5 protein-coding genes are annotated in these 12,598 nt (G+C 75.0%); 4 read left to right on the forward strand and 1 reads right to left on the reverse strand.

What is annotated here, in order from left to right; translation table 11 throughout:
* Positions 1–465 precede the first annotated feature (465 nt).
* Positions 466–1,893: an MFS transporter gene (locus OG294_RS38990; RefSeq protein WP_327071310.1), complete on the forward strand. Its 1,428-nt coding sequence runs from the start codon at positions 466–468 to the stop codon at positions 1,891–1,893.
* Between the two features lie 175 nt (positions 1,894–2,068).
* On the opposite strand, the gene OG294_RS38995 is transcribed toward OG294_RS38990, so the two are convergent.
* On the reverse strand, positions 2,069–2,656 hold the full coding sequence (locus tag OG294_RS38995; RefSeq protein WP_327071311.1) for a TetR/AcrR family transcriptional regulator: 588 nt from the start codon (positions 2,654–2,656) through the stop codon (positions 2,069–2,071).
* Between the two features lie 163 nt (positions 2,657–2,819).
* Between OG294_RS38995 and OG294_RS39000 the strand changes: the two genes are divergently transcribed.
* The 3 genes from OG294_RS39000 (at position 2,820) to OG294_RS39010 (ending at position 12,578) form a co-directional block, all read left to right on the forward strand.
* Entirely contained in the window at positions 2,820–5,012 is a 2,193-nt protein-coding gene (locus OG294_RS39000) for an MMPL family transporter (RefSeq protein ID WP_327071312.1), read from the forward strand.
* A gap of 97 nt (positions 5,013–5,109) precedes the next feature.
* The gene (locus OG294_RS39005; RefSeq protein WP_327071313.1) at positions 5,110–11,253 is read left to right on the forward strand and encodes a polyketide synthase; all 6,144 of its coding nucleotides are present in this window, start codon (positions 5,110–5,112) and stop codon (positions 11,251–11,253) included.
* A gap of 323 nt (positions 11,254–11,576) precedes the next feature.
* Positions 11,577–12,578, forward strand: a complete 1,002-nt coding sequence (locus tag OG294_RS39010) for an aldo/keto reductase (RefSeq protein ID WP_327071314.1) — start codon at positions 11,577–11,579, stop codon at positions 12,576–12,578.
* Positions 12,579–12,598: the final 20 nt, after the last annotated feature.

Here is a 12,598-nt window from a genome sequence, read left to right on the forward strand (position 1 = left end):
GATCACGGGGTGCTCCCTCGTCAGGCCGGACGCCGGGGGGTCGGACCGATGGACAGTCCCGGGCCGGGGGCGACTGCCGACCGCAACGGCACTTCACCGTCACACGGCTGCGGCCGGCACGGCAAACGCACCTGCGCCGACGGGGCGGCCCACCGCCGTGCCGGACGGCGTCGCCGGGTGCATCCACGGATGCCCGGCCTGCTCGTGCGCACGGCACGGTCGCGGCCTACCTATGCCTGACTGATTCGGCCGTCGCGCTTCGCGCCTAACGTCATGACCAGCAAGAACGAGGCGCGACAAGCCGACGGGGAGCCGGGGACGACCGGCCTCCAGCAACCGGGCCGACGACCCGGAGCCGGCGACCGCTCAACCCCAGGCACAGCGTCACCCAGGCACAGCGTCACCCAGCCACAGCGTCACCCAGGCACAGCTTCACCTCCAGGCACAGCTCTTGAAGGAGTCCCGATGGCCACCACCCTGTCCCGCCCGCTACCAAGCGTCGATGCCCCCGCGCCGGTCCCGCGCGGTCTGCTTCCCGTGGTGCTCACCGCCACCTTCATGACCACCCTGGACTTCTTCATCGTCAACGTGGCCATCCCCTCGCTCCAGACCGGCCTGCGGGCCGGCCCCACCGCCGTCCAATGGGTGGTGGCCGGCTTCGGCCTGGCCCTGGCGGCCGGCCTGATCACCGCCGGTCGGCTCGGCGACCGGTTCGGGCGGCGCCGGATGTTCGCGCTGGGCCTGCTGCTCTTCACCATCACCTCGGCCGCCTGCGGCCTGGCCCCGAGCGCCGGGGTGCTGGTCGGCGCCCGGGTGGCGCAGGGCCTGGCCGCCGCGCTGACCGGCCCCCAGGTGCTGGCCATCCTGCGCACCGCCTACAGCGGCCCGGCGCAGGCCAGGGCGTTCGGCTCCTACGCCATGACGATGGGCATCGGCGCGGTCCTCGGGCAGTTGATCGGCGGTCTGCTGATCCAGGCCGACCTCTTCGGCCTCGGCTGGCGCAGCTGCTTCCTGATCAACGTGCCGGTGGGCCTGGCCACGCTGGCGATGGTGCGGCGCTGCGTCCCCGAGTCCCGCGCCCCGCAGAAGCAGGGACTCGACCTGCCGGGCACCGTGCTGGTCGTCGCCGCCGTCACCGCCCTGGTGCTGCCGCTGATCCAGGGCCAGGCGCAGGGCTGGCCGCTGTGGACGTGGGTCTGCCTGGCCGGCTCGGTGCTGCTGTTCGCCGCCTTCGCGGTGCACCAGCGCCGCTTCGCCACCGACCCGGTGGTCGACTTCGGGCTGCTGCGGGACCGCGCCACCGGCCTGGGCCTGCTGGGCCAGCTGGTCTTCAACCTCGGGCAGGGTTCGTTCTTCCTGGTGCTCGCCGTCTTCCTGCAGCAGGGCCACGGCCTGGACGCCCTCGACTCCGGGCTGCTGTTCATGGCGATCGGCAGCGGCTACCTGGGTACCTCCCTCGTGGCGCCGCGGGTCGCGGCGCGGCTGGGCCGCCAGGTGAACGCGCTCGGCGCGGTGGTGATCGCCGCGGGCCTCGGCCTGATGGCGCTGACCGTGACCGAGGTCGGCACCTCGGGCAGCGTCTGGTGGCTCGTGCCGGGCCTGTTCGTCGACGGTCTCGGCATGGGTCTGGTGATGGGCCCGCTGACCGCTACGGTGCTCACCGGGGTGCGCCCGCAGCTGGTCGGCTCGGCGTCCGGGGTGCTCGCCACCGTCCAGCAGGTCGGCGGCGCCCTCGGGATCGCGCTGCTCGGCAACCTCTTCTACAGCAGCCTGGCGCACGGCGGCTTCGGCCACGCCTTCACGCTCAGCCTGCTGGCCCTGGTGGCGCTCGAGCTGCTGCTGGCCCTGCTGGTCCAGGGGCTGCCGGGCAGCGACCGGAGGGTGAGCGGCTGAGCCCTCGCCGACCGGCCCGCGGGCCCCGCACCAGGGGCGGACAGGACGGACGGGGAGCGAGAGGAACGAAGGTCCGCCCGGGAGCGCTGCTCCCGGGCGGACCTTCGCGTCTCCCGGCGGCCGGGGCGGCCCCGGCCAAGGGGCCGGCGCACCCGTGCGGAGCCGGACCGCGGTCTCAGGAGGCCGCGGTCGTGATCGCTCGCAGGCAGGCCATGAACGGGCCGTGCAGGTCCGGATCGGGGCCCGAGGTCAGGTACTTGGCGATGGCCGCACCGGCGGCGGCGCCGATCACGGCGGTCATCGGGTGCTCCGGCGGGAGTCCGGCCTCGGCGGCGAAGGCGGGTCCGCCGACGGCGGCCGCGTCGGCGACCTCGGTGCTGCTGAGTGAGCGCAGGGCGGGGTTGGCCTCGTACATCGCCGCGGTCAGTGCCATGAGCTCCGGATCCAGGTGCTCGATCTCGCCGGTCAGCCACTCGTCGACCGCCGCCAGGAACGAGACGCCGGGCCGGGCCTCGAAGACCGCGGTGAGCCGGCCGGCCACGTCGGCGGCCACCGACAGGGCGATGTCGGCCTTGGACGGGAAGTACATCGAGACCGTGCGGGGAGCCACCTCGGCGGCCTCCGCGATGTCCGCGATGGTCGCCCCCTCGTAGCCGCGCTCGGCGAACAGGCGCATCCCCGCCCGCCGGATCGCCTCCCGGCGCTTGGCCTTGGAGCGTTCGCGCAGTGACGTCGCGCCCGGCGCCCCCTTCGGTTCTCCCATGGCGGCAGCATAGCAGCAGGCGGCATTTTTGCCGTTGGCTGCAAAAAAGCTACCGTTGGCATTGTTGCCTTCGCTGGCAGCCCGCTGTCCGGCGTGCCCGTGACACCCAAGGCCCCAGGTCGCCGAACGCCCTGCGCCATCGAACGAGGAGTGCCCAGCACCGATGTCCCGCTACCTGTACCGACTCGCCCGGTGGTGCTTCCGCCACCGCTGGGCGACCCTGCTCAGCTGGCTGCTGGTGATAGCCGCCGCGGTCGGCGTCGCCGGCGCGGCCGGCGGCAGGACCACCGATGCGCTCTCCATCCCGGGCACCGAGTCCCAGCGGGTGGTCAGCGCGCTCCAGGAGAAGCTGCCCGCCGCCTCCGGAGCCTCCACCCAGGTCGTCTTCGCCACGCCGAACGCCGACATCACCGCCGCCGGCTACCAGCAGGCCATCGACGCCGCCGTGCAGGAGCTCGGCAAGCTGCCCCAGGTCACCGGTGTGGCAAGCCCGTTCAAGACCATGGCGGTCTCACCCGACAAGCACCTCGCGCTCGCCACGGTGAACTACGACTCCGCCGCGGGCGACGTGAAGAGCGCCACCGTCGACGGGCTGCGGCCCGCCGCGCAGGCCGCGCACGACGCCGGTGTGCAGGTCGAGTTCGGCGGCGCCGTCTACCCGCACGCCAAGGCCGCCAACAGCGAGACCATCGGCATGGCGGTCGCGCTCGTCGTACTGGTGCTCACCTTCGGCTCCCTCCTCGCCGGTGGACTGCCCATCGCCACCGCCCTGTTCGGGCTGGTCATCTCGATGACGGGCATCAGCATCCTGGCCGCCGTCACCGACATCGCCGCCGCCTCGACCTCGGTGGCCAGCATGCTGGGGCTGTCCTGCGCCATCGACTACGCCCTGTTCATCCTCTCCCGGCACCGCACCAACCTGCTGGCCGGGCAGAGCCCCGAGGAGTCCGCGGGGCGGGCCGCCGGGACGGCGGGCAGCTCGGTGGTCTTCGCCGGACTGAGCGTCATCATCGCGCTGTGCGGCCTCGCGGTGGTCGGCATCCCGTTCCTGACCGTGATGGGCCTGACCGCCGCCGGCGCCGTGGCGCTCGCCCTGCTGGTGGCGCTGACCCTGCTGCCCGCCCTGCTCGGCTTCGCCGGTGAGCGCGCCGGCCGGTTCTCCCGGCTGCCGCTGCTGCGCCGTGCCCGCCCCGCCACCGAGAACGCCGTGCGCGACCCCGCCCGGCTGGCGGGCACCCGCTGGGCGGCCTGGGTGGTGCGCCGCCGGGTTCCGGTGCTGGTCCTGGGCGTGCTCGGCCTCGGTCTGCTGGCGGTCCCGGCGGTCTCGATGGACCCGGGGCTGCCCGGCGCCAACGCCCGCCCCACCAGCGACACCTCGCGCGTCGCCTACGACCTGACGACCGAGCACTTCGGCCCCGGCTACAACGGCACCCTGACCGTCCTGGCCGAGAACGTCACCGACCCGGCCAGGGCCCAGCAGCTCAGCGCCTCCCTCGGACGGCTCCCAGGGGTCGCCTCGGCGCACGTCGGCGTGGTCACCGACGGGATCGCGCTGATCAGCGTGGTGCCCACCACAGGGCCGGCCGACCCGCACACCGCCGACCTGGTCCACCACATCCGCGACGACCGCCCGGCGCTGCAGGAGCAGGCCGGCGGGACCGTGCTGGTGGGCGGCCAGACCGCGATGGACATCGACGTCTCCGCCAAGCTCTCCCAGGCGCTGCCGGTCTTCCTGGTGGTCGTCGTCGGCCTGGCCTTCGTCCTGCTCACCTTCGCCTTCCGCACCATCCTGGTGCCGCTGAAGTCGATCCTCGGGTTCCTGCTCTCGGCGGGTGCCGCGCTCGGCGCCCAGGTCGCGGTGTTCCAGTGGGGCTGGGGCAAGGCGCTGTTCGGGGTCGAGCCCACCCAGACGCTCAGCTTCCTGCCGATCATCCTGCTGGCGATCATCTTCGGCCTCTCCAGCGACTACGAGATCTTCGTGGTCTCCCGGATCAAGGAGCAGTACACCCGCACCGGTGACGCCAGGGGCGCGGCCGTCACCGGCACCGGCCTGTCCGCCCGGGTGGTCACCGCAGCCGCGCTGATCATGGCCTCGATCTTCGTCGCCGTCATGCTCGGCGACGACCCGATGGTCAAGGCGATCGGCTTCAGCTTCGCCGTCGGTGTCCTGGTGGACGCCTTCGTGGTCAGGCTCGCCCTGGTGCCCGCCCTGATGGCGATCCTCGGCTCGCGGATCTGGTACCACCCCCGGTGGTACGGCCGCCTCGTGCCCGACCCCGACATCGAGGGCGAGAAGCTGGCGGAGGCACTCGACCACCGGGAGGAGGAGGAGCGCCGGCTGACCCTCGTCCCCTGACGCCGCCGAATAGTGTGAGGAGTCCGCAGCCGACCGCGGGGCAGGATCCCGGCGACCAGCGCCAGTTGGTCGCCGGGACCGACCGCAGAGGTGCCAGGTGCACGAGCTGATCCTCCGTCACGCAGCGGAGCTCCAGGGCAAGACCGCCTTCGCCGACGCCGGTGGTGCGGTGAGCTACCGGGATCTCGCCCACCGCACCGCCCGGGTGGCCGGCAACCTCCCCGTCGATCGCGGAAGCCGGGTGGCGCTGTACCTGGGCAGCGGGGTGCCTGCCGTCACGGCCGTGCTCGGCGTCTGCCGGGCGGCCGCGGTGGGCGTCCCGCTCGACCCGCGCAGCGGCGACGACGACCTCCGGCTCCGGCTGGCGGACAGCGGAGCCGGGCTGGTGGTCACCGACCGCGAACACCTCGCGCAGGTCGAGCGGGTGGCCGGCGTCGGCGTGGTGACCGTCGACGACCTGCTCGTGCCCACCGGCAGACCGCCGCGTGACGACCTCGGGCCGGACGAGCCCGCCTGGCTCCACTACACCTCCGGCAGCAGCGGGGAGCCGAAGGGCGTGCTGTCCGCGCAAGGAGCCTGGCTCCGGTCGGCGGAGGACGCCTACCGGGGGCTGCTGGGCATGTCCGGCGACGACCACCTGCTGTGGCCGCTGCCGCTGTTCCACGCCTTCGGGCACTCGATGTGCGTGGTGGGCGTCCTGGCGCTGGGCGCGAGCGCCTACGTGATGGACCGTTTCACCCCGGACCGGGCCGCCGACCTGCTGCGCCGCACACCGTTCACCGCGCTGGGCGGCGTGCCGACGGTCTTCGGCCAACTCCTGGACGCCGGAGCCCCACTGCCGGTGCGGTGCCTGTCGGCCGGGGCCCCGCTGCCCGAGGAGCTGCGGCTCCGGTTCCGCCGCAGGTTCGCCCGTGACCTGCACGACGGCTACGGCAGCACGGAGGCGTCCGGGAAGATCGCCGTCGACGGCGTCGTGCTGCCCGGCATCGAGACCCGGTTCGTGGACGGCGCGATCCAGCTGAGGATGCCCGGCGCCGAGCGCTGGCACGCCACCGGGGACCTCGGCCACCAGGAGGGCGGCCGGCTGGTGGTGACCGGGCGGGCCGGCGAAATGATCATCCGGGGCGGGGAGAACATCCACCCGGCCGAGATCGAACGGGTCCTCGCCCCCCTCCCGGGCGTCCAGGAGGTGGCCGTGGCGGGTGAGCCTGACCCGCTCCTCGGCGAGGTGCCGGTCGCCTACGTCGTGGGCGAGGCGGACCCGGCGGCGCTGCTCGCCTCCTGCCGTCGCCGGCTGCCGCCGCACCGGGTGCCGCAGGCGATCCGCCCGGTCAGCCGGATCCCGCAGACCTCCTCCGGCAAGCCCGCTCGGCGGCTGCTGCGGTTCCAGTACCTGCTCGACGCCGTCGGGCGGGCGACCGAGGCGATCACCGGCCGGTCGCCCGGAGCCGACCAGCCGTTCGCCGAAGCCGGGCTGGACTCGCTCGGCTCGGTGCGCCTGCGCGACCGGCTGGGCGCGGAGCTGGGCCTCGCGCTGCCACCGTCGCTGGTCTTCGACCACCCCACGCCCCGCGCGCTGGCCGGCCACCTCGCGGGCGGGGCCGCCGCTGCGCCGCCGCCCGTCCCGGCCACCGAGCCGATCGCGATCGTGGGCATGGCCTGCCGCTACCCCGGGGGGATCAGCTGCCCCGAGGACCTCTGGCGGGTGGTCGCCGCCGGCCAGGACACCATCACGGACTTCCCCGCGGACCGGGGCTGGCCGCTGGACGAGCTGTTCCACCCCGACCCCGACCACGTGGGCACCAGCTACGTCACGCGCGGCGGCTTCCTCACCGGCGCCGCCGACTTCGACGCCGCGTTCTTCCGCATGTCGCCGCGCGAGGCCCTGGCCACCGACCCGCAGCAGCGACTGCTGCTGGAGACGGCCTGGGAGGCGTTCGAACGCGCGGGCATCGCGCCCGAGTCGGTGCGGGGCAGCAACACCGGCGTGTACCTGGGCCTGATGTACAACGACTACGCCGGCCGCTTCCGGGGCGCCGCGCACCCGTTGGAGTCCCAGATCGCGCTGGGCGCGGCGGGCAGCGTGGCCTCCGGGCGGATCGCCTACCACCTGGGGCTGCACGGTCCGGCGCTCACCCTGGACACGGCCTGCTCCTCCTCGCTGGTCGCCATGCACCTCGCGGCCGACGCCCTGCGGGCCGGACAGTGCGACCTGGCCCTGGCCGGCGGCGCGACGGTCATGGCCACGCCCGACAGCTTCGTGGTGTTCAGCCGCCAGCGCGGCCTGGCCCCGGACGGACGGGTCAAGCCCTTCGCCGCGGCCGCCGACGGCACGGCCTGGTCGGAGGGCGTGGGGCTGCTGGTCCTGGAGCGGGTGAGCGACGCGGTGCGCAAGGGGCACCCGATCCTGGCCCTGCTGCGCGGCTCGGCGGTCAACCAGGACGGGGCGTCGAACGGCCTCACCGCGCCCAGCGGGCCCGCCCAGGCGGCCGTGATCCAGCAGGCGCTGGCCGACGCCGGGGTGACGGGCGCCGAGGTGGACGTGGTCGAGGCCCACGGAACCGGCACCGCGCTGGGCGACCCGATCGAGGCGGGAGCGCTGCTCGCCACCTACGGCCAGGACCGGCCGGAGCCCGTCCTGGTCGGCACCGTCAAGTCCAACCTCGGGCACACCCAGGCGGCCGCCGGGGTCGCCGGCGTGATCAAGACCGTGATGGCGATGCGGCACCGCACCGTGCCCGCCACGCTGCACCTCGACGAGCCCAGCCCGCACGTCGACTGGTCCGCCGGTGCGCTGCGCCTGGTCACCGAGCCGACGCCCTGGCCGGCGCGGGACCGCCCGCGCCGGGCCGGGGTGTCGGCCTTCGGGATCTCGGGGACCAACGCGCACGTGATCGTCGAGGAGTACGAGCAGCTGCGGGTGGCGTACCTGTTCCCGGGGCAGGGCGCGCAGCGGCGCGGGATGGGCCGGGAGCTGGCAGCCAGGTACCCGGTCTTCGCTGCGGCCTTCGAGCAGGCGTGCGACCGGCTGGATCCGCAGCTGCGGGAGGCGATCGACACCGACCTGGTGCACCGCACGGACTTCGCCCAGGCGGCCCTGTTCGCCTACCAGGTGGCGCTGTTCCGCCTGTTGGAGTCCTGGGGGTACCGCCCGGACGCGCTGATCGGGCACTCCGCCGGGCAGCTCGCGGCGGCGCACGTGGCAGGCGTCCTGTCCCTGGCGGACGCGGCCACCCTGGTCACCGCCCGCGGGCGGCTCATGCGCGACCTGCCCGCGGGCGGCGCCCCGGGGCGCACCGCGAGCGACGCCGTCCACTCCCCGCTGACGGACCCCGTGCTGGCCGAGTTCGCGCAGGTGGCAAGGAGTCTGACGTACCGTCCACCGCTCATTGCGGTGATCGGGGCCCGACCGGAGGATCCCGACCACTGGGTGCGGCACGTGCGCGAGACGGTCCGCTTCGCCGACCACCTGGCCGCGGTCGACGGCGCCGCCCTGGTCGAACTGGGCCCCGGCCACACGCTGGCCGCGCTCGTCGAAGGGGTCATCCCCGCCGCCGACCCCGAGCGGGCGGCGGCCCGGCTGCGCGGCACCCGCGCCTTCGACCGGCAGCGCTACTGGCTCGACCGCGCCGCTGAGCACCCGTTGATCGAGTCGACCGTGGTGGTGCCCGGGTCCGGCGAGGTGGTGTGCGTCGCCGACCTCAGCCCGGTGTGGCTGCTCGACCACGTCGTGGACGGCACGGCGATCGTGCCCGCCACGGCGATCCTGGAGCTGGTGCTGTACGCCGGAGCGCGGGCCGGCTGCACCACCGTCGACGAACTGGTCCTGCACACGGCCATGCGCCTTCCGCAGACGCGGCGGGCCGAGATCGTCGTGCGCCCCGAGTCCGACGGCGCCCGGCCGTTCGAGGTGCACGCGGGCGGGGTCCGCTGCGCCAGCGGCCGCCTGGACTCCCGGCCCGGGCCGCAGCCGGACCTCGGTCCGTGGCCCCCGCCGGACGCCGAGGAGCTCGAAGTCGAGCACGCCGACTACGGACCCGCCTTCCGCGGGCTGAGCAGGATGTGGCGCCGCGGCGGGGAACTCTTCGGCGAGGTGCGCGGGCAGTTCCCGGACGCGGGGCGGTTCGCGCTGCACCCCGCCCTGTTCGACGCGGCGCTGCACCCGGCCCGGCAGCTCAGCGGCGGGGTGCCGTTCGCGCTGCGCGGCGTGCACCTGCTGGCGCGGGGCGCCACCGGCCTGCGCGTGCGCCTCCGGGACGGGCGGATCGACCTGGCCGATCAGAGCGGCCGGCCGGTGGCGTGCGTCGAATCGCTCACCGTGCGGGCGGCCGCGACCGGCCGCGGCACGCTGTTCCGCCCCGCGTGGCAGCGGGTCGCGGGCCCGCCGCCGCCCGGCCGGGTCCTTCAGGTGCCGCCGGGCGACGCGCCCGCGGCGCTGGCGCTCACCCTGCGGGAACTGCAGGCCGGCCACGAGCACCTGACGGTCCTGGTGCGGCCGGGGGACCTGGCCGCAGCGGCGGTGGCCGCCTTGGTGCGCGTCGCGCAGACGGAGCACCCCGGCAGGTTCACCCTGGCCGAAGCCGACGCCGGCCGCACGCAGATCGTCGCCGAGCGCGCGGAGCTGGTCCCGGTGCCGGGCGGGTCCTTCAGCTGGCGCGGGACCGTCCTGGTCACCGGCGGCGGCGCGCTGGGCCGGACGGTCGCCGACCACCTGCGGGACCAGGGCGTGCGCGTCGTGGTCGCCGGCCGCAGCGGCGAGACGCCGCTGGACGTCACCGACCGGGCGGCCCTGGCCGCGCTGGTCGACTCGATCGAGGACCTGCGAGCCGTCGTGCACACCGCCGGGGTCCTCGACGACGGGATCCTCGCGTCGATGACCCCGGCGCGCCTGGAGACGGTGTGGCGCCCCAAGGCCGAAGCGGCCTGGCACCTGCACGAGCTGACCGCGCACCGGCAGTTGGACGCCTTCGTGCTCTTCTCCTCGGCCGCCGGTGTGCTCGGCCATGCCGGGCAGGCCAACTACGCGGCGGCCAACGGCTACCTGGACGAGCTCGCCCGCCACCGCCGCCGCCTCGGGCTCCCCGCCCTCTCGCTGGCCTGGGGCCCGTGGACGATCGGGATGATGGCCGACCAGAGGGCCGACCCCGGCCTGCTGCCCCTGACGCCCGCCGAGGGCGTGGCCCTGCTGGAGGCGGCGCTGGGCACCGACGAGCCGGTCCTGGTGCCGATCGCCTTCGACCGCCCGCCCCGGCCCGAGGCCGGCAGCACGCCGCAGCAGGCGCCGCCGACCGACCTGCTGGAGCTGGTGTGCGCCGAGGTCGCCGCCGTGCTGAGCTACCCGCAGGTGCAGCCGGACACCCCGATCCTCGACCTCGGCTTCGACTCGCTGACCTCGATCGAGCTGCGCAACCGCCTGGAGGCGCGCACCGGCCTGCGCCTGCCCGCCACCGTGGTCCTCGACTCCGCCACGCCCCGTGCCCTGGCCGAGCAGCTGCGCCCGCCACCCGCGCCGGGGACGCTCGCGTTCCTCTACCACAGGCTGTGCGAGCTGGGCCGGCCCCAGGAGGCCGTGCACCTGCTCGTCTGCGCTTCCTGGGCGCTGCCGTCGGCGGCCGCGCTGCCTGCTGCGGCTCCGCGCAGGCTCAGCGAGGGCGACGGCCCGGCGATCGTCTGCTTCCCCTCCTTCACCTCGCCCCCCGGGGAGTACGGCCCGCTGGCCCGGCACCTGCCCGGCCTGTGGCTGCTCCCGCACCCGGGGTACGAGGGCGGCGCCGTGCCGCAGGACGTGGCGGCCCTGGTCCGCGCGCACGCCGCTTCCATCGGGCAACTCGACCGGCCGGTGGTGCTGTTGGGCCGCTCCACCGGCGGCCTGGTCGCCCAGGCCGTCGCGGAGCAGGTCGGCGCCCTGGCGGTGGTGCTGGTGGACACCCACCCGGTCCGGGACGAGCGGTGGCTGGCCGAATTGGCCGTCCGCAGCGCGCTCAGGCTCGACGAGCCCGCCCTCGCGGCGATGGGCGCCTACACGCGCCTGTTCCTGGACCGGCCGTCGGAGACGACCGTCCCGACCCTGCACCTGCGGGCCGGCGAGGTGCCGGGCGACCACCACTCGGTCCTGGAGGAGCACGTGGCCACCACGGCGGAGGCGATCCACCGGTGGCTCACCCGGACGCTGCCGCCCGAACCGGGGGAGGAACAGGGACAGGCCCCAGACCCCGGCGCCGGAGCATTCCCCCTGGGCTGAAGCGGGGGAGCGGACCCGCGAGGGCCGCTCCCGCCCCGCTCACCGCACCGCACTCAGTTGGACGGGCCGCACACCAGTCCGGCGGGCGACAGCACGCACGCCGCCAGGCTCATGCCCGGGCCGTCGTAGAGCCACGGCGACTCGGCGCCGCCGTGCGCCGCGGCGACGGCTGGGCCGAGCGGGTGGCGGCGGTCGCCCCGGGCGGCGTGGACTTCGTCTTCGATGCCTCGGGCGCCGGCGTGCCGGGCCAGGGCCGTCCTGCTGCCCTGACTCCGGGGCCGAGCCTGCCCCGCCCGTCCGTGTCCCGCACGTACAGTGCCCCCATGGACTATCGAACGCTCGGCAGCAGTGGGCTCCTCGTCTCCGCGGTCGGACTCGGCTGCAACAACTTCGGCGGACGTCTCGACGCGGCGCAGACCCGCGCGGTGGTCGAGGCGGCACTCGACGCCGGGGTGACGCTCTTCGACACCGCCGACATGTACGGCGGCCTGGGCGGGTCCGAGACGCTGCTCGGCCAGGCACTGAAGGGGCGGCGCGACGAGGTGGTGCTGGCCACCAAGTTCGGCCATCAGTGGACGGACCTGGGGTACGGCCCCGCGGCCGGGTCGAAGGGCGGCCGGGCGTACATCCGGCGGGCGGTCGAGGAATCGCTGCGGCGGCTGCAGACCGACCACATCGACCTCTACCAGCTGCACACCCCCGATCCGCACACGCCGATCTCCGAGACGCTCGCCGCGCTCGGTGAGCTGGTGCGCGAAGGCAAGGTGCGCTACATCGGGCACTCCAACTTCGCCGGTTGGCAGCTCGCCGAGGCCGCGCACGTCGCCCGGGAGACCGGGGCGGTGCCGTTCGTCTCGGCCCAGAACGAGTGGTCGCTGCTGGAACGCGGCGTGGAGCGGGAGGTGGTGCCGGCGGCGCTGCACTACGGTCTCGGGGTGCTGCCGTACTTCCCGCTCGCCAACGGTCTGTTGACCGGGAAGGTGCGCCGTGCCACGGGTGTCCCCGCGGGCTCGCGCCTGGCGTCGCGGCCCGAGCGGGTGACCGAGGCCGGTCTCGACACGGTCGAACGCCTCGCCGCCTGGGGCCAGGCGCACGGCCGCAGCATCCTGGAGATCGGCGTGGGCGCGCTCGCCGCACGGCCCGGTTGCGGCTCGGTCTCGCCGGGGCCAGCAGCGCCGAGCAGGTGCGCGCCAATGCTGCCGCCGGACAGTGGGTGCCGACCCGCGAGGAACTGGCCGAGATCGACGCGATCCTCGACGCGGAGCCGGCCGCGGCCTGAGCGGCCAGGTGCGGCCGGTCGCACGGTTGACCGGACGGGCTGGTAGGCGGCCGGGATCTGGAGTGG

This window comes from Kitasatospora sp. NBC_01302 (assembly GCF_035976515.1).
Lineage (GTDB): Bacteria > Actinomycetota > Actinomycetes > Streptomycetales > Streptomycetaceae > Kitasatospora.